This window comes from Subtercola boreus (genome assembly GCF_003399635.1).
GTDB classification, from domain to species: domain Bacteria; phylum Actinomycetota; class Actinomycetes; order Actinomycetales; family Microbacteriaceae; genus Subtercola; species Subtercola boreus_B.
In genome coordinates, this window is record NZ_NBXB01000021.1 from 22,812 (window position 1) to 43,327 (window position 20,516).

A 20,516-nucleotide genomic window follows, 5' to 3' on the forward strand; every position below is an offset into this window, starting at 1 on the left:
ACACTCGACTCCATGGCAGAAATCACGCTGGCCGCCGTCGCCGCGCACTTCGGGCGCGACATCTCGCGCGCGATGCCGAAGATCGAGGGCATCATCTCCGATGCGCGCTCGCAGGACGTCGACCTGCTCGTCTTTCCCGACGCCACGCTCGGCGGCTATCTCGCGAGCCTGGCGAGCCCCGACCCGGCCGAGCTGCCGCCGTCGGTCTCGATCGACGGGCCGGAGATCGGCCAGATCATCCAGTGGGCCGGTGACATGGTGGTGTGCCTCGCGTTCACCGAGGAGGTCGCGATGGCGGATGGCCGGCACCTTTACAACACGTCGGTGTGTGTCGATTCGACCGGCGTGCTGGGGGTGCATCGCAAGGTGCACCAGCCGCTCGGGGAGTCGCTCGTCTACGACCACGGCGACTCGTTCACGGCTTTCGACACGCCTGTGGGCCGGATCGGAATGCTGATCGACTACGACAAGACGTTCCCCGAGGCTGCCCGGTCGCTGGCGCTTGACGGCGCGGAGATCATCGCCTGCCTCTCGGCATGGCCGGCGAGCACCACGAACCGAGCGGAACGGCTGCCGCAAGATAGGCAGTCACGGCTCTTCGACCTCTACGACTGCGCTCGCGCGGCCGAGAACCAGGTCATCCTGGTGTCGTCCAACCAGACGGGGGTGATGGGCGGGCTGCGCTTCCTCGGGCAGGCGAAGGTGGTCGGGCCGGGCGGCGACGTGCTCGCGAAGACGTGGAACAAGGGCGCGCTCGCGGTGGCGCACATCGACGTGCAGCACGAGGTCGGACGCGCGAGGCGGAAGCTCCACCACCTGCGGGAGCGGGCGGTCGGGGCGTACCACCCCGGGATCGTGGGGGGTGGAGTGGCAGGCGCGGGCGCGGCGGCGCTCGACGGTGTCGCCCGAGACGCACCCGCCCGGGCATCCGTCCCGCTCGCCGGGCTGGTCTGAACCGTGCGCATCGCGCTGCTCACCTACTCGACCAAGCCGCGTGGCGGTGTCGTGCACACCCTCGCGCTGGCCGAGGCGCTTGTCGCTGCGGGCGAGCAGGTCGACGTCTGGACGCTCGGACGAGGCGGCGACCGCACTTTCTTCCGCCGGGTCGATCCGCGGGTCGGTCTGTGCGTCGTGCCGTTCACCGCGCAAGACGGAGAGACGGTGGGGGAGCGCATTCTCCGTTCGATCGAGAGCCTCCGGGCATCCTTCACCCCCGATCTGTACGACATCGTGCACGCTCAGGACTGCATCTCGGCGAACGCGGTGGATCGCTCGGTGCGCACCGTGCACCACCTCGACACGTTCACGACTCCCGAGCTCGTCGCCTGCCACGAGCGGGCGATCGTGCGCCCCCTCGCGTTGATCTGCGTCTCGGCGGCCGTCGCGGCCGAGGTGCAGCAGGGCTGGGGGCTCGCCGCCACGGTCATCCCGAACGGAGTCGACTCCGCTCGTTTCGGGGCCGCGGCCGGCGCGACTCCGGATGCCATTGCCGCCGTCGCCCGCTGGCAGCGGTCGCTCGGGCGCTACGTGCTCGCGGTCGGCGGGATCGAACCGCGGAAGGGCAGCATCGACCTGCTCGAGGCCTTCGCGCTCGTACAGACCGCGGTTCCGGATGCCCGTCTGGTGTTCGCGGGCGGCGAGACGTTGTTCGACTACTCCGGGTACCGCGCGCGGTTCGAGGCGCGGGCGGCGGAGCTCGGGGTGTCGTACGAACTGCTCGGAACGGTCGACGACGACGAGCTGCCGTCCCTCGTGGCGGGCGCGGCCGTGCTGTCGTTCGTCTCGACGAAGGAGGGATTCGGGCTGGCCGCGATGGAGGCGCTCGCGGCCGGCGTGCCCGTGGTCGCGCGCGACCTCCCCGTGCTGCGGGAAGTCTTCGGCGGCACGGTCTCGTACGCCTCAGACGTCGCGGGCATCGCGGCGGCGCTCGCGCGCCTGCTCGCCCTCCGCCCGGCGCCCGGGGCCCCCGCGCCTCCCGCCCGCCCCGCCGCCGCGCGCCCCGCCGCCACCTCTCTCACTCCTGATTCCGCCTTTCCCGCGCGTTCAGGGGACGCAAATCGTTCGTCCGCACCATCGTTGGAGCGTTTTGGGGCCCTTCGACGGGTTGAGGAGGATGCGGCGCCCGGGGAGGGAGGCTGGGATCCCGAGCGCGGGCGGGCGCTGGCGCGGACGTTCAGTTGGGCATCCGCCGCCGAGAGCCACCGCGACCTGTATCGCGCTCTGATCGCCCGCTCGGCGTTCGGACCGGTGGCTCCGGGCGGGCCAGCGGTCACGGCACCCACGCCTCCCGCAGCGGATGCCTAGCGCCGTGGCGCGCATGTCGATCTCGCGGGCGATCTCGTGGCTGGCGGCGGAGCATCCCGACACCATCGCCGCGCGCGACGACGACACCGCCCTCACCTGGCGGGAGCTCGACCTCCGCACGAACCGTCTCGCCCGCGCCTACGCCGAGCTCGGAGTGGGCGTCGATTCGTTCGTCACGGTGGCCCTGCCGAACTCCGTGGAGTTCGTCGAGAGTTGCGTCGCCGCCTGGAAGCTCGGCGCCACCCCCCAGCCGCTCTCCTACCGTCTGCCACCCGCAGAGCGGGCCGCTGTGCTGGCGCTCGCGCGGCCCGCGCTGGTCGTCGGGTTGGACGCCGCGCCCGGCACGGCCGTGCCCGCTGCCGCCGCCTCACCCACCACCGCCGCGCAACCCGGCGGCGTCGCAACACCGTCGGCCGCGACATCCATCGCCGTGCCTCACCTCCCGCCGGGCTTCGCACCGCGCGCGGACCTCTCCGACGCTGAACTCCCCGACGCGGCAGCCGCCTCGTGGAAGGCTCCCACTTCCAGCGGGAGCACCGGGCGTCCGAAGCTGATTCTCGCTGCGGCGTCAGCGCACGTCGACCCCGAGGGCCGCGTCGCCTCGTTCGTGCCGGCGCAGGCCGTGCAACTCGTCTCGGGCCCGCTGTTCCATTCGGCGCCGTTCACCTACGCGATGCGGGGGCTGATGACAGGGCACACCCTCGTGATCCTGCCGCGCTTCGACGAACGCCGCGTGCTCGAGGCCATCGGCCTTCACCGCATCACCTGGGCGCCGCTCGTGCCGACGATGATGAACCGCATCTGGCGCCTGCCGGCCGCGGTGAAGGATGCCTCGGACCTTGGCTCGCTCGAATCGATCCTGCACATCGGATCGGCGTGCCCGCCCTGGCTGAAGCGCGCCTTCATCGACTGGATCGGCCCCGACCGCGTCGTGGAGGTCTACGCGGGCACCGAATCGCAGGGCATCTCCACTATCACGGGCGGGGAGTGGCTCGAGCATCCGGGTTCCGTCGGGCGTCCGGGAGCCGGATCCGAGATGCAGATCTGGGGGCCGGATGATCGCCCCCTGCCCATCGGCGAGACCGGCCGCATCATGATGAGGCGGTCGGGAGGGCCCACCTACTCGTACCGGGGTAGCGCGGCGCAGCTGCGCCCGGACGGCTGGGACACCCTCGGCGACCTCGGCCACCTCGACGCCGACGGCTACCTCTACGTGGCCGATCGCGCGGACGACCTCATCATCACGGGAGGGGTGAACGTCTACCCCGCGGAGGTGGAGGGGGTGCTCGAGGAGCACCCCGGCATCCGCTCGGCCGTGGTCTTCGGACTGCCTGACGACGACCTCGGCGAGGTGGTGGTGGCGCTGGTCGACGTGGGCGGCGTGTCGGCTGGCCCTGCGGGCGTGGGTGGCGCGGCGGCTGACCCTACGGGCATGGTGTCGGGCGTGCGCGCTGACGGCACGGTTTTGGGGGTCGGCCAGCCGGTTACCGAGGCAGCGCTGCTCACCTGGCTGCGGCCGCGGCTCGACCCTGAGAAGCGCCCGCGCCGCATCGAGTTCACGACGGAGCCCGTGCGCGACGACGCAGGCAAGGTACGCCGTCACCTGTTGCGCGCCGAGCGCGGCGAGCGTGCCGAGCGCGCCGAGCGCGGCGCTCCGCCGTCGTACTCCTGACGGGACGGCGGGAGTCCTACACTGCCGTTTGTCGTGCCTCGACCCAGAACGGACACGCTTGCGGCGATCCGCCGCAGCATATGCCGAGGGATTGCCGAAACCGTGTCCGTTCCCGTGGGCGGTCAGTTGCGCGGGCGTGACCCGGGCGCGCGTGACCCGCGCGCCCGCACCGCGAACCCCGCGCACGCCACCACCACGAGGGCCGCCACCACCACGAGCCACTCCAGGTGCTCCCCGAAGAACAGCGCTGCCCAGACGATCGTCAGCACCGGCTGCAGCAGCTGGATCTGGCTCACGTTCGAGATCGGTCCGATCGCCAGCCCGCGGTACCAGACGAAGAACCCGAGGAACTGGCTGATCACGCTCACGTAGGCGAACGCCAGCCACCCGTCGACGCCGGCGACGAGCGGGCCGTGCGACGCACCGAGCAGCGTCAACGGAAGCATCACCGGCAGCGCCAGCACCAGCGCCCAGCAGATGATCTGCCATGAACCGAGTTCGCGGGCGAGCAGGGCGCCCTCCGCATAACCGACGGCTGCGAGGGCCACGGCGGCGAGCAAGAGCAGGTCGGAGGGCTGGAGTCCGCTGAAACCGCCACCGCTGACGGCGACGAACGCGACCACCGCTACGAGGCCCGCGATGCTGGCGATCCAGAACGATCGGCTGGGCCGTTCTCCACCCCGCAGCACGGCAACGACGGCTGTTGCGGCGGGCAGCACGCCGATGACCACGGCGCCGTGCGCTGCGGGCGCGGAGTGCATTGCGAAACTGGTCAGCAGCGGGAATCCTGCCACCACCCCCGCGGCCACGATGAGCAGCCTCAGCCACTGTCGCCCGCGAGGCAGTCGGGGCCGGATGATCGCCAGCACGATCCCGGCGAGCACAGCGGCAACCACGGCGCGCCCGGCTCCCACGAACAACGGGTCGAGGGTGCCCACCGCGACCCGTGTGAAGGGAAGCGTGAACGAGAAGGAGAGCACGCCGAGAAAGCCGAAGAGCAGCCCCCCGGGCATCCCGCGTCCGGCTGCCGGCGTGTTGCCCGCGAGCTCGCCTGCCGATAGCGGAGTTCTCCAGGACCGGATAGCGCTACTCTTGTCTGTCATGGATGAGGATAGCACCGACCATCGTCTCGACCGCCACCTCCGTCACCTCATCGAATCCAGTGGGGCCGGTGCGAAACTGCCGCCCACCCGCGCGCTGGTCAGCGACTTTGCCGCGAGTCCGCTGACAGTGCAGCGGGTGGTGCAACGTCTCGTGCAGGAAGGGCTGGTCGAGACGCGGCCAGGATCCGGCACCTTCGTCGCCCGGCCGCGCGTCATCGCGCGCTCGGACTTCTCCTGGCAGACCACCGCGCTCGGCCCCGCGCGGAACGGCGCAGCAACGGTCGGCACGTCGATGTCGCTCACGGCCCCGGATGCTATCGCTATGCACGGCGGCTACCCGTCCGAGGATCTGCTGCCCACCCGCCTCGTGCGCTCGGCGCTCACCCGGGCTGCCCGCGGGGGAGCGGCGCTCGACCGGCCGCCCGTCGCGGGCCTCAGCAACCTCCGCGCCTGGTTCGCGAACGAGGTGCGGTCGGGGCCGGGCGGGCGGTCCTCCGGAGTCTCCGGTGACGACGTGATCGTGGTTCCGGGCAGCCAGAGCGCCCTGACCTCGATCTTCCGCGCGCTGGCTCAGCCGGGGGATGCGATCGTGATGGAGTCTCCCAGCTATTGGGGCGCGATCGCGGCCGCCCACCAGGCCGGGCTGGTGATCGTGCCCGTGGCACGGGGAGCGGCCGCACCCTCGGCGGAGGCCCTCGACGACGCGTTCGCCAGCAGTGGTGCGCGTCTGTTCTACGCCCAGCCGCACTTCGCGAACCCCACCGGCGCACTCTGGACCCTTGCCGAGACCCGCGCGATCCTCGCCGTGGCCCGCGCCCGGAACGCGTTCGTGATCGACGACGACTGGGCCCACGACTTCGGGATCGACGCGGATGCCCGCCCGATCATCGCCGACGACACCGACGCTCACGTGGTCTACCTCCGCTCGCTCACGAAGAGCGTCTCGTCGTCGCTCCGGGTGGGTGCGCTGATCGCTCGCGGTCCGGCGTTGGCGCGCATCCAGGTGGATCGCACGGTGACCGACCTCTACGTCAGCGGCATGCTGCAGGCCGCTGCCGTCGATGTCGTCACCGATCCGGGCTGGCGCAGTCATCTCGCGCAGCTGAGGTCGCAGCTGCGGCTCCGCCGGGATACCCTGGCGGGCCTGGTCGCCGGTCGCCTGGGCGGCGATACTCTGACGTCGTTGCCCAAGGGCGGGCTGAACCTCTGGCTGCGTTTCGACGACCGGTCGGATGCCCGGGATCTGGCCGCGCGCTGCCTCGCGGCCGGCCTCGCCGTGGCGCCCGGCAACGACTGGTTCCCGACCGAGCCGCCCGGCTCGTTCCTGCGCCTCAACTATTCCGGGGCACGCCCGGAGCGCTTCGAGGAGGCCGTGGCGATCCTCGAGGCCGCCCGCGACCCCCGCTGACGCGGAGACTGCTCGGGCCGCCACCGCAGCTCACACCTCATCCCTCGGGCCGGGAGGGTAGCTCCTGCAACGTCCAGGTGTTGCCGTCGGGGTCGGCGAACGTCACGAACTTTCCCCACGAGAGCTCCTCGACCTCTGACGCCTCGACGCCGGCGGCCAGCAGTGCCGTGCGAGCATCCGCAGCGCTCCGCACCACTACCTGCACGGCCTTCAGTGACCCGGGCTCCATCTCGGTGATGCCCTCGCCGAACGCAATCGAACAGGCCGAACCGGGAGGCGTCAGCTGCACGAATCGCAGGGTGTCGCTCACCTGGTTGTCGAAGTCGGCGTGAAAACCGACTTGGTCGACATAGAAGGCCTTCGCGCGGTCGACGTCGGTGACGGGAACGAAGATGAGTTCGATCTTCCAGTCCATGGGATGCTCCTCTGCAGTGCGGCGGCCCGGCATCGGTGCGTGAGCCTTTCTCACACTGTAGAGCGGGCCGCCGACATCCGCGCGGAACGTCAGTTCACGCCGAGGGGATGAGACCCGTTGCGACCCTCTTCTCCGCGGTCGAGGCCCGCGATGACGGCCAGGTCCTCAGGGGTGAGCTCGAAATCGAACAGGTCGAAGTTCTCGGCCATCCGGTCGCGATTGTTCGACTTCGGGATCACGATGTTGCCGATCTGCAGGTGCCAGCGCAGGATGACCTGGGCCACCGACTTGCCGTGCGCCGACGCGATGGTGCCGAGCTCGGGCGACGAATTGATGCGCCCCTGGCCGAGCGGGCCCCAAGCCTCCGTCGCGATGCCGTGCTCGGCATGGAACGCGCGGAGCTCGGTCTGCTGCAGGTCGACGTGCAACTCGATCTGGTTGACGGCCGGAACGATCCCGGTCTCTGCCAGCAGCTGCTCGAGGTGCGGCACAAGGAAGTTCGAGACGCCGATCGAGCGCGCGAGCCCCTGCTCCTGCAGCTGCTCGAGGGCCTTGTAGGCCTCGACGAACGTGCCCTTCTCGGGAGCCGGCCAGTGGATGAGGTACAGGTCGACATAGTCGAGCTGCAGGCGCCCAAGGCTCTTCTTCATCGCCTCGATGCCATTGGTCTGGTCGTTGTTCCACAGCTTCGTGGTGACGAACAGCTCCTCGCGGGCGATGCCCGATTCTGCAATGGCGTGCCCGACGCCCTCTTCGTTCTTGTAGATGGCAGCGGTGTCGAGATGGCGGTAACCGACATCGAGGGCGTCGCGCACGATACGGCCGGTCTTGTCCGGATCGACCTTGAAGACTCCGAAGCCGAGCTGGGGAATCGTGAGGCCGTCGTTCAGGGTGTCTTCAGGTACGGTGTTCGTCATGCTTCAAGCTTAGGGAACTAATCTGGGGCCAGCCGCGGAACAGACCCTCTGCGAGCATGCGACCCCGCGGCGAGAAAGCGAGCAGCCCGAATGCCCGACAGCCCGTTGTCGCGCACCCCCTACGAGGTGCTCGGAGTGAGCCCTCGATCGAGCGATGACGAGCTCCGGAGGGCGTACCGGCGACTGCTCAGGGAGACGCATCCCGACACGGGTGGCAGCGCAGCCGAGTTCCACGCCGTGCAGCTCGCCTGGGAACGGGTCGGCACGAGTTCGGAGCGCGCTGCCTACGACTCGGGTGCGGGCGCCCGGTCGTCGGCTCCGGATGCCCGTGCCGCGGGTGGGTTCGGGGGAGCATCCACGCCCCACCGCCCGGAGGGCAGCTCGCTCAAGGCTCGCTCGTACGGGCATCCCGGGGGCGACGAACGCGAGCACTTCCTCACTCTGATGCGCGAATGGGTGGGGCGGGGCGTCGACCTGCCCGACCCGTACGACCCCACCCTGGTGCGTTCGGCGCCGAGGGAGATCAGGCGCTGGCTCGCCAAGGCGATGGCCGAGGAGGAGACGGCGCGCATCGTGTCGACCCTCGGCATCGGCTACACGATCTGGAACAACGTGCTGGTCGGCCGCACCGGCGGCAATATAGACCAGCTCGTGCTCGGCCCTGCCGGGCTGTTCGCCATCCAGTCCGAGGACTGGGGCGGCGTCATCCGGCTCTCGCGGGGTGAACTCGTTGGAGAGGGCATCGCGAGCGATGAGGAGCCGTTCCGGATGCTTGGCCAGAACGCCCGCGCTCTCGGGCGTGAACTCGGCGTGAAGTTCACCGCCCTGGTCATCGTTGTGCCCGACGACGATCTCGACCAAGCGATCGGCCAGATCGAGCGCGGCAGGCTCGCCGGTGCCGTCGTCGTGCGGCGTTCCGTGCTGCCCCAACTCCTTCGGAACGGGGTGGGCGGAGGTGAGCGCGCGAGCGTCGACCGGGTCTTCGAACTGCGCTCCCGGTTGCAGCAGGGCGTGCGTTTCGTCTGAGTGGATGCTGGACCCTCGCCCTGCGGCCGCTGAGGCTGCATGCGTGCAGAGGCATAGCTTGTAGCTTCAATGAACCTGAAAATGTGCTCAGCGATGTGACAAAAAGGTAACGGTTGGGTAACCTCGAAAAGTCGCCGCGACCACCCGAAGCGGTTTCGGTGACGATCTGGACACCAAGCACCCAGATCCTGACGGGCCCGTGAAAGCCGCGCGGCCCGTGCGCACCGCAGTGCGCCGGAGGAATACGACACGTGACTGACTCGAACGGACGACCAGATGGTTCCCCTGATCTGGCACCCGATTCGAGCTACGAAGTCCCTGTTGTCACGGCCTCTCTGAGCCGTCGGGCCCTGCGCGAACGCCTCGCCGCGTCGTCCGTTCCGCCTGTGGTGGCGTCCCGCCGTGAGCGCCGCGAACGCGAGCTGGCCGGAGAGGCTCCGGTTGTACCCGTGGCAGTTGTCGGCCCTGTCGAACCGATTGTGGTCGGCGACGCCGAACCTACTGTTCCCAGTGCCCGCCGGGCGCGCCGCGACATCCGGGGGCTCGAGCATCTGCTGCTCGCTCCCGTCGGGCAGCCGCTCCCCGTAGACGAGCCGGCCGCTGAGGTCGAGACCGAGCCCCAGCCGGCGGCCGCCGCTGAGCCGGACGTCGCCGCCGAGCCGGTCGCCCCCGCCCCCGAGCCGATCGCAGCCCCCGCGCTGGCTGCCACCGCCGAGCCACGCGCGGCTGCCGCGCCGGCCGCCGCCACTCTCGCGCCGGCCGCCGCCACTCTCGCGCCTGCCGCCGCTGCACCCGCTGCCACCCCCGAGCCCGCCACGATCCACTTCGACACCGAAGACCTCCCCGAGGCGCACGCCACTTCCGTGCACACGATGACCTTCAGCCACGCCGACGAGGACGCGCCTGTCGCCCGCGTCTCCGCAACCACGCCCCCCCGGGCATCCGCCGCCGTCGATGCCTCTGGGCCGCCGCGCCGCACGATGCCGCGCATCCGCCGCGCAGGGACAACCCCCCGCCCCGGTGCCCGCAAGCGCACCATCGCCAGCACGGTCGTGATGGTGGCGACGGCCGGACTGGTTGCGACGAGCGCCCTTCCCGCCTATGCCTACACCTACACGGACAACCCGATGGGTGCGAACCGGCAGGCCGTGAGCGACCTCGGCATCCAGAGCCTCACCGTCTCGGGCGTGAACGGGCAGGCCTCCTCGCGCGATGACTACAGCACCACCGGCAACGTCGCCGAGATGGACTCGACGACCGGCACGACCGTCTCCCCGACCGTCCAGGCCCTCGCCGCCGAGCTGATGGCAGACGTCGCCTCGGGCAAACTGGTCGGATCGGTGCCCGACCACATCGTCGAGATCCGCAACCTGGCCAACGGTGTGGCGGTTCCCGGATGCGGTGTCGACTATCGCGTTCTGCAGACCATCAAGGTCGCCGTCGACAACTTCGACAAGGTGGGTGTCAGCGACATCAACCGGCACTGCACCGGCCAGATCGAGGGCGCCGGTACGGCATCCTCGCACTACAAAGACGGCGGCGGACACGCGGTCGACTTCTACATCCTGAACGGGCACGGCCTCACGGGCGCCGACTCCGACTCACTGAAGCTGATTCGCCTGCTCGACCCCCTCGTGCCCAAGGGCAGCGGTCTCGGGCAGTCCGGGTGCCGCCCGTCGATCGCCGTGTCGAACTTCGCTCCCTTCCCCGACACCTGCACCCACATGCACGTCGACTTCGGCAACGCCCAAGGCGTGGCGCTTAAGTCCTAGCCCGCGCGTACGAGGCCGTCGCATGCCGCGTCGCTGACGCGCTGCCAGCCGTGCGCCACCGCCCTGTCGGTCAGTGCAGCGTTCCCGGTACCGGTTGAGGGCACGCATGGTTGATCGCCTGCCACTCGGCGTCTGACATCGTCTGGCTTCGGTCGGCCACGCCCGACGAGGCCATCGCCGACCAGGGTTCTGATTCGTAGCCGTCGAGGAAGGCCTGGAGGCTGGGCGCGTCAGCGACCGCGTAGCCCTGGGCAGCGAGGCAGTCGCGTTCCCTGAGCTCCGCGTCGTACAGCAGCCGCTTCTGCCGGTCGTCGACAGGGAACCGGGCGGAGACGGTCTGATTGCAGGCCCAGGTGTCGGCGAGGTAGCGATCGTACTGTTCGGCCGGGATCGTGTCGCTCGATGCATCGATCCCGCCGTCATCGGTGAGGGTCACCTCCCAGCCGCTCTCGGTGATGCAGCGGTAGAGCGCATCGGCGACGGGGGACTGGCTGAGGGGCGCTTCGGTTGTGGTCTCCGGATGCCCGGGGTCGCCGCTGCACGCGCTGAGCGCTCCCAGCGAGGCCAGCGCCACGGCGCCCAGCACGGCCAGCCGAGCGATCGTCGATCGGTGGATCACGGGCATCCGGGTTCCTTCTCTGAGAGTTCTGACGGGTCGTTGTGGCCTCGGAGCATGGGGCATATAGTGAGAATCACTCATCGACAACATTCCCACCGAGAGGCTCCCGCGTCAACGGGATCCGGTGGGAGAAGGAAGCCAGAAGTGAAGTCTCTCCCCGCTACCGCAGCAACCCTCGTCGTGGCCGCCGGCCTCGTCTTCGCCAATGCCGTCGGCGCCTCCGCAACGACTGTCGACTTCGGTTCGCAGGTCTGCGGCTGGGGTGGTCCCTCGGCCGCATCCACTGCCTATGTCAGTGCCACGAGCGTGCACCAGCACCAGGCGAACGGTGTCAGCTGGACGAGCCGTACGTTCGGCTCGGGCTTCCACCGGTTCTCGAGCGGAAACGGCGTGGTCAGCATGCAGATCGCCTACCCGTCGGGTACCGAGACCGGCCGCGCCTTCTCGTGCGCGAACGGCTCGTTCTGACCGACCCGTCGAGCGAACGGCGAACCGGCTACCGGAACGTCGTCAACGGCAACTGAGAGGGGAACACGAATGTCGAACGGTCGGGCCTCGGTCACGGGTCCATTCGAAACACTGGCCGATGCCCGCACCGCCATGGCGTTCGGGCGGGTGAGGGGTGTCGACACCCTTCTGCTCGCCTGCGCCGAGGCCGGTGTCTCGCTCGGCCGTTTCGACACCCGGGTGCTCGACGAGCTGGCCGACCTCGACGGCGACTCGGTCTGGGTGATCGCGTCGATCATCCGGCGTGCCGGCAGGCAGGTCGCGTGAACGGCCGGACCCGTTCGCGCTGGGTGCGCCGCCTTCCCCGGGGCGGCGCACGCACGGGAGGCCTCCACACCCGCAGGCTCCGGATGACCACCCTCACGGTGCCGGGTGTGGTCGCGCTCGTGGTCGGCCTGGCTCTCGCGGCCTGGGCGTCGACGGTTCTGCTGTCGCCGCCCGGGCACGCGGCAGAGCCCGGCGGTTTCGCCACGGCGACGGTCATGCTGGGGGAGGTCGGCTCGGAGCTGTCGCTGAACGCCGCCGCCGAGTGGCAGGCTGCACCGGTGGCCCGCAACGAGGCGGCCGGGGTCGTCACCAGCGTCGACTCCGCGCAGGGCGGCGACGCGCGGCAGGGGAGCCGACTCTATTCTGTCAACGGGCGGGCCGTGATCGTGGCCCGGGGTGAGATCCCCGCCTACCGCCCACTCTCTACGGGTGATTCCGGTGACGATGCCCGCCAGCTGCAGCAGCTGCTGAGCGACGCGGGATTCTTCACCGGGGAGGTCGACGGAGCATTGGGCGCGGATGCCCGCACAGCCATCGAGCGGTGGCAACAGTCCCTCGGCGAACCAGCCTCGGGCGAGGTTGCGCTCGGCGACGTGGTCTTTGTGCCATCGCTGCCCGCTCGCCTGACCCTCGACGGGGTCGTCACACGCGGGGCCCGCCTGGCCGGTGGCGAGCAGGTCGTGGTGGGGATCGGATCGTCTCCGCAGTTCACCGTGCCTGTCGGCCCTGCCCAGGCGGCCGGCATCGTGACCGGCGCACGAGTCGAACTCACGTCGGCCTCGGGACAGCAGTGGAAGGCCGTGGTCGCGGGCCGAACCGCGGCGGCGACGGGCAGCACGGTGGTGCTCACGCTCGATCCCGTGCCGACGGTGGCTGCGCCATCCGGTGCCACTCCCTCCGCCCCCACTCCCTCCGCCCCCGCTCCGATCTGCGGCGCATCGTGCAGCGAGATCCCCGCCACCGGCCAGACCCTGCTCGCCGCCCGGATCATCACGGTCGAGAGTGTGCACGGCTCCGTCGTTCCGTCGATGGCCCTGCAATCGGATGCGCAACAGGGCCTTCTGCTCGTCGACAGTGCCGGGGCGCGGCATCCGGTCACCGTGCTCGCCTCGGCACGCGGCATGTCCGTGGTGCGGGGCGTCGATCCCGGGTTGGTCGTGCGCGTTCCGAACACACCCTCGAGCGCGGGGGAGCCGGCGGGCGATGGCCCATGACCGTCTTCCGAGTCGAAGCGCGAGACCTGACCTTCGGGTACCGCGGAGGCAGACCCCTCTTCGAGCACTGCGGCACCGGTGTCGAGGCGGGAGAACTGGTGGCCCTCACCGGGGCCTCCGGGCGGGGAAAGTCGACCCTGCTCTACCTCCTCGGGCTGATGGTCCGTCCGCACGGCGGGATCATCCTGGTCGATGGTGTGCCGGCAGACGCCCTGCCCGACGACCGCCGCGCCGAGCTCCGCGCGCGGCTCCTCGGGTTCGTGTTCCAGGATGCGCTGCTCGACCCGGGGCGCACGGTGCTCGACAACGTGCTCGAGACCGCGCTCTACCGGTCGGAGTCCCGCCGCGTCTCCGTGCGCCGCGCCCACGAACTCCTGGCGCGCTTCGGTGTGGAGCAGCGTGCTGAGGCGCGACCTGGCCAGCTCTCGGGCGGGCAGGCCCAGCGCATCGCCCTCTGCCGCGCGCTGATGAACCGCCCCGGCATCCTGCTCGCCGACGAACCGACCGGCAACCTCGACGCGCAGTCGGCTGCGGTCGTTCTCGGGGCGTTCCGCGAAGCTGCAGAGGGCGGCGCGGCGGTGCTCGTCGCCACCCACGACCCCTGGCTCGTCAGTCGCTCCGACCGGGTCGTGACGCTCTGATGGGGCTTCACGAGACGGGCGGTGGCGCGGGTGCGGGCGGATGGTGTCGTGCAGGGGCACTGGCACGGGAGGCGGCCGTCTCGGCGGTCACCCAGAGGCTCGCGTCGCTGCTGACGGTCGCTGTGGTCGCCTCCGTGTGCGTGGCCGTACTGCTGACCGCCGGACGCGCAGACGGAAGTGCCCACGAGGTGCTGTCGAGCCTCGACGATTCCGGTACGCGGTCGATCATCGTGCGTGCCGAAGCGGGCTCAGGGCTCGACACGGAAGTGCTCGACCGACTGCGCACCCTCGGCGGCATCGAATGGTTCGGGGCCTTCGGAGCGGCGGACGACGTGACGAACGCCGCCATCGACGGAGGCCTGCCCGTGTCAGCGCGGCTCTTCTATGGGGTTGAACCCGTTGTCGGAATCGCCGGGGGAGACCCTCTCTCCGGCCCCGAGGGGGCAGACCTTCTCTCCGGCCCCGAGGGGAGCCATTCCGCACCCGGCGGCCGCGCCTCGCGGGCCGCCGCCGGGCAGCTGGGGCTCGCCGACGGGGTGGGCGCAGTGGTGTCGCGGCAGTCCGGTACATCCGTCGACATCGACGGACTCGTCGACCTCTCGCCCGACCTTCGTTTCCTGGAGCCCGTTGTGCTCCTTCCCGCCGCGCCGCACGAAAATCCCGCCGCGCCGCACGAGAACCTCGCCGCGTCGCACGAGAAACCGGTCGCGGCGCTGGTCATCCGCGCCGACAGCCCGCAGATCGTCGGGGCGGTCGCCGCCGCCGTCACCTCGGTGCTCGGGGTCGACGACCCCACGACCGTGACGGTGCAGACGAGCGAGCGTCTTGCCGCCGTGCGTCACCAGGTCGAGAACCAGCTCGGTGAATTCGGCCGCACGTTGGTGCTCTCGACCTTCGCCGGCTCGTCGGCGCTGGTGGCGGCGATCCTGTTCGCTCTGGTCATGATGCGTCGGCGGGACTTCGGTCGCCGGCGCGCCCTTGGTGCAACCCGGTCGCTCATCGTCGCCCTGTTGCTCGGCCAGGTCGGCCTCACCGCCGGCGCTGCATCGGTGTTCGGCACGGGGGTGGCAGTCGCCTTGCTGGCACTTCTCCGGCAGCCCCTGCCCCCTCCGGCCTTCGCGGCGGCCGTGGCCATCCTCGCCGTGACGACCAGTCTGGTCGCTGCCCTGCTGCCGGCCGTCTTCGCCTCGACGCGGGATCCGCTCCGGGAGCTCCGGGTGCCGTGAGCCCGGACCCGCAACCCGTGACCCGGGCACAGTGACCCCACCGCACCCACCGCACCCACCGCACCCACCGCACCCACCGCGCCCACCGCACCCACCGCGCCCACCGTCTCAACCGGGCCACCACCCCCGTCTTATAGGCTCGGAGCATGCCCTCAATCGCTACCGCCGTGCCCCCCACCGGGCGAACGGAGGCGACGCTCCTCGACAGAGACGCGTGGACCGCACTCGAGAGCGATCATCAGCGGCGGGCTGATGCCCTCAGCGCAGCCTGGCGGGCGCGCCGCCAGACGGGCGAGGCCCACCCCGTCGACGACTTTCTCTTCACGTACTACCCGTTCCGGCCGAGCCTGCTCCGCCGCTGGCATCCCGGCGCGGGTGTGGTTCTCGACGGCACCGTCGGCCTCGACCGGCACGAGTGGCGCTGGTACAGCCGCGGAGTCGGGGCGGACCAGGCGATCCCGGTGGGTGCGAGCAGAGTGGATGCCCGGGGGTTTCTGGAAACAAAATCGTCGACGGTCGCGTTCATCCAGAACCTGCTGGGCCACACAGCCGCACGACCGGCACGCTTCAGTTGCTTCGGGCTGCACGAATGGGCGATGGTGTACAAAGTCGAAGCCGATGCGGTGCGCCACGAGGCGCTTCCCCTGCGACTGACCGCCGCCCAGACCGATGAGGTCGTCGAGCAGAACCGCATCACGTGCTCGCACTTCGACGCGTTCCGGTTCTTCACCCCGGAGGCGCGGCCCGCGAACGACCGGCAGCTGACCCGTGAGTCGCAGCCGCAGCTCGAGCAGCCCGGCTGCCTGCACGCCGGCATGGACGTCTACAAGTGGGCGATCAAACTCGGCCCTCTCGTGCCCGGCAACGTTCTGCTCGACAGCTTCGAGCTGGCCCGCGACATCCGGCAGCTCGACATGCAGGCATCACCGTATGACGTCTCGGCCTTCGGCCTCGAGGCCGTTCGTATCGAGACAGCGGAGGGCAAGAAAAGCTATGCCGCTGAGCAGCGCCGGTTCGCCGAGCGTTCGAATGCGCTGCGCCGCGACATCGTGGACATCATCGAGCACGCCCGCCTGCTCTGACAACACCCGCCGCGGGGCGTCAGCGCCCGCGCAACCTGTCCACTTCGCGCCGTTCCCGCTTGGTCGGTCGCCCCGCACCGCGGTCGCGCGTGGCGACCAGCGCGACAGTCTCGCGGGGAGGTGGCGGGGGAGTCCTGTCGACGAAGCACTCCGCGGCCATGACCGCGCCCACCCGCTTCACCACGAGGCGGCTCACGACCACGATGCGGTCGAAACCGTCGCTCCGCACGCGCACCTCGTCACCGATCCGTAGGGGCTGGGCCGCTTTCACCTTCTCGCCGTTGATGCGAACGTGGCCCGCCCGGCAGGCCGTGGTGGCAGCCGACCGGGTCTTGAACAGTCGCACCGCCCACGCCCAGCTGTCGACGCGCGCCGCCGTGACGTCAGCCATCGGCAGGCCCCCGGATGCCCCGCCTCAGGATGCTCGTCGGTGCTCCCGGCCGCCCCGCGAATTCGCCTCGGGCTCCTCGTCGGAGAACAGGCTCCCGAGCTTGTCGACGTCGTCGATCTCCGGCGTCTCGTCGCGCACGATCGTGTGCTCGATGACCGCCGTGTGACCGATGGCCGCATCGTGATGGGGGTGGGGCTCACGCTCGGCCTCGCGTTCGGCGGCTTCCTCGAAGGGAACGTCGACCTCGTCGCGGAGTTCTGCTGCGAATTCGGCGTCCGCCTCCTCGATCTCGGCCAGCTGGGCGCTGTCGTCATCCGGCGAGGCGTCGGCAACGCCAGCAACGGCCCCGTCGCCAGCGTCGTCGTCGCCGTCTCCGACCTCCGCGTCGTCGGTGCCGTAGAGCGAGTTCAGCACCAGCACAGCGGCATCGTTCGCGCCGATCGCGTAGTCACCCGTCTCGGACTCATCGACGAGCTGGGCAGTCGCGACCTCCTCGATCTCGTCGATCGTGGCGCGGGCAAGCTCGAGTTCGCTGGCGAGGGCCAGCTGCGACTCCGAGATGAAGTCCACGAGGCGGGCATCCGGAGCATTGTCGTTCGTCCACTCGCCCACGTCGAGCGTGGTGGCGAGGGCCGCAACGGTCTGCTGCAGGCGGTTGCGCCACTCGGATCCCTCGGCGATGGCCCGGTCGCGCTGGGCGGTGAGGCTGCCGGCCTCGAGCCGGGCATCTCTCAACTGCTGCGTGGTCGCCTCGGCGGTCGCGGCCGAGGCGGCGAGCTGGGCGTTCAGCGCGGTGACGGCTGCAGCATGGGCGGCCTCGAGTGCGGTGAGGGCGAGATGGTGCTCCGCCCGCACCTCGTCGCCGGCCTGCGTGTTGGCCATTCCGAGCGCCTCGACCGACTGGTCGTGCTCGGCCCGAAGGGCCTCGATCTGCTGTTCGTGCTCGGCGCGCTGGGCGGCCGTGTCGCCGGCGAGCTGCGCTTCGAGTCGGGCCACCTCGGAGTCGCGCTCCTCTGTGAGGGCGGCCACGGCCGCATCACGGTCGGCAGCGAGTTCGGCGAGCGCGCGATCGCGTTCCTCGGTGAGGGAGGCAATGCTCGCCTCGTGCCCTGCGAGCGCCCCGGCCAGCTCTGCGGCGTGGCTCGAGTGGAGACCGGACACCTCCGCTTCGAGCTGTTCGCCGAGTGCGACGATCCGGGCATCCGCAGCTTCGAGCCTGCCGGTGGTCTCGGTGAGGTTCTGCTGCAGGTCGGCCGCGCGCTCGCGCAGTTCGGCGAGGTTCCGTTCGGACTCCTCGTAGTGCACCTGGAGCTCGACCCGCGCCCTGTCGCGCTCCTTGCGGTCGTCGATCACGGCAGCGAGGTGCGATCTCACGATCTCCAGCGGATCGCTCGCCTCGTCGAGGCTCTGGATGCTCGCCAGAGCGGGCGGCACGAACGCCGGCTTTGCGGTGGGGTCGATGTAGACGTGCGTGAAGAGTTCGTCGGTGACGGGCCGGTAGCGTTCCTGGAACTCGGGAGTGCCGAATCGCACGGCCCAGTCGATGAAGTGGATGGCTGTACGGTCACGGCGGGTGAGCACGTAACCCGTCTCAGCCGCTGGCACCCGGGCAGGGGCCTCGTCGGCGGTGTTCTGGGTCTCGTCAGTCATGTCTCCAGACTACAGAAAGCCCGGGGCGTACACCCTCAGGATCTGGACAGTCAGTTCTCAGGTTGTCCGAAAGCTGCGCATAGCTTCCTCATAGCCTCTGGGCGTTCTCTGGATCTTGCCCACAGGGGGCACCGAGAGGAAATCATGGAAACGCCCGAAAGCCAGCCGCAGCCCGAGTTCCACGAGGCAGTACCTGCTGCCGCTGGAACGGCAACTCGTGAAAGGCGCATCTGGCGTCCCCGCAACTTCCTCATTCTCGGGGCGTCCGCCGCAGCCCTGGCGGTCGCCTGCACCAGTGTCGGTGTGACGCTCGGCGTGGGTGTTCCCCTCGCGCTGAACGCTGCGTCCGCCATATCCGGAACCAGCTCATCGTCGAGCCTGCTCGACACCCGCGGATCGGGCTCCGGTTCGTCCGGCAGCGGAACCGCCACCCTTCCCTACGGCGGCTACGGCTACGGCAGCGGTTCGACCGGCAGCGGCAGCACCGGATCGGGCAGCACCGGATCCGGTTCGGCCGGAAGCAGCACCGGCACGGCCACGCAGTCGGCCACCACCGCCACGGCAGACCAGGCGGTCGGCGTGGTGCTCATCAACACCGTGCTGAAGTATGAGGGCGCGGAGGCCGCTGGCACCGGCGTCATCCTCACCTCCGACGGGGAGATCCTCACCAACAACCACGTCGTCGAGGGCTCGACCAGCATCTCGGTCACCATCGCCTCCACCGGCAAGACCTACACGGCGAAGGTCGTCGGCACTGACGCCACCCACGACGTGGCCGTGCTCAAGCTCGAAGGGGCCTCCGGCCTCACGCCCGCCACCCTCGATACGACTAAAGGCCTCGCGGTCGGTGACGCCATTACGGGTGTCGGCAACGCCGGCGGCACCGGAACGCTCTCGGCAGCAGCCGGAACCGTGACGGGTCTCGACCAGTCGGTCACCACGCAGGCCGAGGGATCGAGTGCTGGCGAGACGCTCGACGGCATGATCCAGGTCGCAGCGGACATCCAGTCGGGCGACTCCGGCGGGCCCCTCTACGCCGCTGACGGCGAGATCGTCGGCATCGACACCGCCGCCTCGAGCGGAAGCAGCGTCGTCACCGGCTTCGCGATCCCGATCACGGATGCGATCTCGATCGCCAAACAGATCGACTCGGGTGTCGCCACGTCGACGATCACCATCGGCCTGCCCGCCTTCCTCGGCATCGAGGTCGCCAGCGGCGGCGCCTCCAGCACGTACCCCGGATCGGGCACCTCGGGCAGCGCCGGCTCGGGCACGAGCGCCGGCACGGTTGCGGGCGCCACGGTCGCTGGCGTCATCGACGGCACCCCGGCGGCAACCGCCGGCCTCACCGCGGGCGACGTCATCACCGCAGTCGACGGCACGAGCGTGGCCAGCGAAAGCGCGCTCACCAGCACGCTGAAGACCTACAAGGTCGGCGACACCGTCACCCTCACCTACACGGATGCCGCGGGCACCAGCCAGACCGTGACCGCGACCCTCATCGCAGGCCCCGCGGCCTGACCCCCGCGCCCTGCACCCCCCCGGGCGGTGGCCGAAGGGACCCATATCGCGCCAGGCCTTCTGTGTTGAAGCGATATGGGTCCCTTCGTCGCGTGCGGGAGGTGGGGAGGAAGGAGGGGCGAGGAGGAGGGGGAGGGCAGGGCGCGGGTCAGGCCACGTGCGGCAGCTGCCAGCCGAGCGTCACGGCGATCATCCGCAGCCCGAAGCAGAGCACGAAACCGATCCCCAGCGCGACCACGCCCGGGACGCGGAGGCGCGTCGCGACGAGCACTCCGAGAGCGCCCAGGGCCGCAGCCGTGGCGTAGATGTCCCCGGCGAGCACCGCCGGCACGCGATTCAGCAGCACGTCACGCACCACTCCGCCGCCCACGCCGGTGGGGGTGCCGAGGATGACCACCACCACGCCGTTCGATCGGTGCTCGATCGCTTTCTGGGCTCCGGTCACAGCAAACAGGGCGAGCCCCGCCGCGTCGAACAGCACGAATGCCTCCGCCGGGAACGTGTCGAACACCCGGGAGCCCACGAACACCAGTGCTCCGCCGGCCAGCGCCACGACGATGCGCGAGGGGGAGCGGAACGCCGCCGGCGGCACGTCCCCGATCAGCAGGTCGCGGAGGATGCCGCCCACCAGCGCGGTACAGAAGCCGACGACGAGGATGCCCAGCAGGTCGAGTCCGGCCGCCACACCTGCCCGTGCCCCCTCGATGGCGAACAGCGCCGTGGCCGCGTGGTCGGCGATCGAGTACAGCCGGGCGACCGTTCGCTTCACGACCGTCACCCC

The 20,516-nt window shown here is 70.3% G+C and carries 20 protein-coding genes; 13 read left to right on the forward strand and 7 right to left on the reverse strand.

The window, feature by feature from the left end:
• The first annotated feature begins 12 nt into the window (after window positions 1-12).
• The 3 genes from B7R22_RS07085 to B7R22_RS07095 are packed head-to-tail and all read left to right on the forward strand — an operon-like array spanning window position 13 to window position 3,976.
• Window positions 13-954 carry a carbon-nitrogen hydrolase family protein gene (locus B7R22_RS07085; protein WP_116411080.1) on the forward strand — a complete coding sequence of 314 codons (942 nt, stop codon included), beginning with the start codon at window positions 13-15 and terminating at the stop codon, window positions 952-954.
• Window positions 955-957: 3 nt separating this feature from the next.
• Window positions 958-2,304, forward strand: coding sequence for an MSMEG_0565 family glycosyltransferase (locus tag B7R22_RS07090; RefSeq protein WP_116411081.1), 1,347 nt, complete (start codon window positions 958-960; stop codon window positions 2,302-2,304).
• A complete protein-coding gene (locus B7R22_RS07095; RefSeq protein WP_172582256.1) occupies window positions 2,297-3,976 on the forward strand; it encodes an AMP-binding protein in 1,680 nt (559 codons plus the stop codon). The genes B7R22_RS07090 and B7R22_RS07095 overlap by 8 nt, the downstream gene beginning before the upstream one ends.
• Before the next feature lie 122 nt (window positions 3,977-4,098).
• Here the strand turns inward: B7R22_RS07095 and B7R22_RS07100 are convergent, their stop codons facing one another.
• A complete protein-coding gene (locus B7R22_RS07100; RefSeq protein WP_116411083.1) occupies window positions 4,099-4,989 on the reverse strand; it encodes a DMT family transporter in 891 nt (296 codons plus the stop codon).
• An 88-nt stretch (window positions 4,990-5,077) separates the two neighbouring features.
• Between B7R22_RS07100 and B7R22_RS07105 the strand changes: the two genes are divergently transcribed.
• Entirely contained in the window at window positions 5,078-6,487 is a 1,410-nt protein-coding gene (locus B7R22_RS07105; protein WP_116411084.1) for a PLP-dependent aminotransferase family protein, read from the forward strand.
• Window positions 6,488-6,524: 37 nt separating this feature from the next.
• Here B7R22_RS07105 and B7R22_RS07110 read toward each other — a convergent pair whose 3' ends face one another.
• Together B7R22_RS07110 and B7R22_RS07115 are read right to left on the reverse strand one after the other, a co-directional pair.
• A complete protein-coding gene (locus B7R22_RS07110; RefSeq protein ID WP_116411085.1) occupies window positions 6,525-6,902 on the reverse strand; it encodes a glyoxalase superfamily protein in 378 nt (125 codons plus the stop codon).
• An 89-nt stretch (window positions 6,903-6,991) separates the two neighbouring features.
• A complete protein-coding gene (locus B7R22_RS07115) occupies window positions 6,992-7,819 on the reverse strand; it encodes an aldo/keto reductase (protein ID WP_116411086.1) in 828 nt (275 codons plus the stop codon).
• A 90-nt stretch (window positions 7,820-7,909) separates the two neighbouring features.
• Between B7R22_RS07115 and B7R22_RS07120 the strand changes: the two genes are divergently transcribed.
• Together B7R22_RS07120 and B7R22_RS07125 are read left to right on the forward strand one after the other, a co-directional pair.
• Entirely contained in the window at window positions 7,910-8,845 is a 936-nt protein-coding gene (locus B7R22_RS07120; RefSeq protein ID WP_116411087.1) for a DnaJ domain-containing protein, read from the forward strand.
• A gap of 251 nt (window positions 8,846-9,096) precedes the next feature.
• Window positions 9,097-10,617 (forward strand): hypothetical protein, encoded by a 1,521-nt coding sequence (locus B7R22_RS07125; RefSeq protein ID WP_116411088.1) that lies wholly within the window; start codon window positions 9,097-9,099, stop codon window positions 10,615-10,617.
• A gap of 70 nt (window positions 10,618-10,687) precedes the next feature.
• On the opposite strand, the gene B7R22_RS07130 is transcribed toward B7R22_RS07125, so the two are convergent.
• Window positions 10,688-11,242: a hypothetical protein gene (locus B7R22_RS07130; RefSeq protein WP_116411089.1), complete on the reverse strand. Its 555-nt coding sequence runs from the start codon at window positions 11,240-11,242 to the stop codon at window positions 10,688-10,690.
• 138 nt (window positions 11,243-11,380) lie between these two features.
• On the opposite strand from B7R22_RS07130, the gene B7R22_RS07135 reads away from it, so the two are divergent.
• The 6 genes from B7R22_RS07135 (at window position 11,381) to B7R22_RS07160 (ending at window position 16,173) form a co-directional block, all read left to right on the forward strand.
• Entirely contained in the window at window positions 11,381-11,704 is a 324-nt protein-coding gene (locus B7R22_RS07135) for a hypothetical protein (RefSeq protein ID WP_116411090.1), read from the forward strand.
• A gap of 69 nt (window positions 11,705-11,773) precedes the next feature.
• The gene (locus tag B7R22_RS07140) at window positions 11,774-12,010 is read left to right on the forward strand and encodes a hypothetical protein (protein WP_116411091.1); all 237 of its coding nucleotides are present in this window, start codon (window positions 11,774-11,776) and stop codon (window positions 12,008-12,010) included.
• An 83-nt stretch (window positions 12,011-12,093) separates the two neighbouring features.
• A complete protein-coding gene (locus B7R22_RS07145; RefSeq protein ID WP_147305332.1) occupies window positions 12,094-13,224 on the forward strand; it encodes a peptidoglycan-binding domain-containing protein in 1,131 nt (376 codons plus the stop codon).
• Window positions 13,221-13,865, forward strand: coding sequence for an ABC transporter ATP-binding protein (locus tag B7R22_RS07150; protein ID WP_116411093.1), 645 nt, complete (start codon window positions 13,221-13,223; stop codon window positions 13,863-13,865). The genes B7R22_RS07145 and B7R22_RS07150 overlap by 4 nt, the downstream gene beginning before the upstream one ends.
• Window positions 13,865-15,091 carry an ABC transporter permease gene (locus tag B7R22_RS07155; protein WP_116411094.1) on the forward strand — a complete coding sequence of 409 codons (1,227 nt, stop codon included), beginning with the start codon at window positions 13,865-13,867 and terminating at the stop codon, window positions 15,089-15,091. The genes B7R22_RS07150 and B7R22_RS07155 overlap by 1 nt, the downstream gene beginning before the upstream one ends.
• 146 nt (window positions 15,092-15,237) lie before the next feature.
• On the forward strand, window positions 15,238-16,173 hold the full coding sequence (locus B7R22_RS07160) for a 3-methyladenine DNA glycosylase (protein ID WP_116411095.1): 936 nt from the start codon (window positions 15,238-15,240) through the stop codon (window positions 16,171-16,173).
• A 19-nt stretch (window positions 16,174-16,192) separates the two neighbouring features.
• Here B7R22_RS07160 and B7R22_RS07165 read toward each other — a convergent pair whose 3' ends face one another.
• Window positions 16,193-16,564: an RNA-binding S4 domain-containing protein gene (locus B7R22_RS07165; protein ID WP_116411096.1), complete on the reverse strand. Its 372-nt coding sequence runs from the start codon at window positions 16,562-16,564 to the stop codon at window positions 16,193-16,195.
• Window positions 16,565-16,588: 24 nt separating this feature from the next.
• Window positions 16,589-18,214 carry a hypothetical protein gene (locus B7R22_RS07170; protein ID WP_116411097.1) on the reverse strand — a complete coding sequence of 542 codons (1,626 nt, stop codon included), beginning with the start codon at window positions 18,212-18,214 and terminating at the stop codon, window positions 16,589-16,591.
• A gap of 144 nt (window positions 18,215-18,358) precedes the next feature.
• Here B7R22_RS07170 and B7R22_RS07175 point away from each other — a divergent pair, with 144 nt between their 5' ends.
• A complete protein-coding gene (locus tag B7R22_RS07175; protein ID WP_116411098.1) occupies window positions 18,359-19,735 on the forward strand; it encodes a S1C family serine protease in 1,377 nt (458 codons plus the stop codon).
• A gap of 148 nt (window positions 19,736-19,883) precedes the next feature.
• Here B7R22_RS07175 and B7R22_RS07180 read toward each other — a convergent pair whose 3' ends face one another.
• Complete coding sequence (locus B7R22_RS07180) at window positions 19,884-20,513, reverse strand: trimeric intracellular cation channel family protein (RefSeq protein WP_253258934.1); 630 nt, start codon at window positions 20,511-20,513, stop codon at window positions 19,884-19,886.
• Between the last annotated feature and the right edge of the window lie 3 nt (window positions 20,514-20,516).

Coding starts and splice junctions, on each gene's coding strand:
- B7R22_RS07085 (WP_116411080.1), top strand. CDS start 13: ATGGCAGAAATCACGCTGGCCGCCGTCGCCGCGCACTTCGGGCGCGAC.
- B7R22_RS07095 (WP_172582256.1), top strand. CDS start 2,297: ATGCCTAGCGCCGTGGCGCGCATGTCGATCTCGCGGGCGATCTCGTGG.
- B7R22_RS07100 (WP_116411083.1), bottom strand. CDS start 4,989: ATGCCCGGGGGGCTGCTCTTCGGCTTTCTCGGCGTGCTCTCCTTCTCG.
- B7R22_RS07105 (WP_116411084.1), top strand. CDS start 5,078: ATGGATGAGGATAGCACCGACCATCGTCTCGACCGCCACCTCCGTCAC.
- B7R22_RS07110 (WP_116411085.1), bottom strand. CDS start 6,902: ATGGACTGGAAGATCGAACTCATCTTCGTTCCCGTCACCGACGTCGAC.
- B7R22_RS07115 (WP_116411086.1), bottom strand. CDS start 7,819: ATGACGAACACCGTACCTGAAGACACCCTGAACGACGGCCTCACGATT.
- B7R22_RS07120 (WP_116411087.1), top strand. CDS start 7,910: ATGCCCGACAGCCCGTTGTCGCGCACCCCCTACGAGGTGCTCGGAGTG.
- B7R22_RS07130 (WP_116411089.1), bottom strand. CDS start 11,242: ATGCCCGTGATCCACCGATCGACGATCGCTCGGCTGGCCGTGCTGGGC.
- B7R22_RS07140 (WP_116411091.1), top strand. CDS start 11,774: ATGTCGAACGGTCGGGCCTCGGTCACGGGTCCATTCGAAACACTGGCC.
- B7R22_RS07145 (WP_147305332.1), top strand. CDS start 12,094: ATGACCACCCTCACGGTGCCGGGTGTGGTCGCGCTCGTGGTCGGCCTG.
- B7R22_RS07150 (WP_116411093.1), top strand. CDS start 13,221: ATGACCGTCTTCCGAGTCGAAGCGCGAGACCTGACCTTCGGGTACCGC.
- B7R22_RS07155 (WP_116411094.1), top strand. CDS start 13,865: ATGGGGCTTCACGAGACGGGCGGTGGCGCGGGTGCGGGCGGATGGTGT.
- B7R22_RS07160 (WP_116411095.1), top strand. CDS start 15,238: ATGCCCTCAATCGCTACCGCCGTGCCCCCCACCGGGCGAACGGAGGCG.
- B7R22_RS07165 (WP_116411096.1), bottom strand. CDS start 16,564: ATGGCTGACGTCACGGCGGCGCGCGTCGACAGCTGGGCGTGGGCGGTG.
- B7R22_RS07170 (WP_116411097.1), bottom strand. CDS start 18,214: ATGACTGACGAGACCCAGAACACCGCCGACGAGGCCCCTGCCCGGGTG.
- B7R22_RS07175 (WP_116411098.1), top strand. CDS start 18,359: ATGGAAACGCCCGAAAGCCAGCCGCAGCCCGAGTTCCACGAGGCAGTA.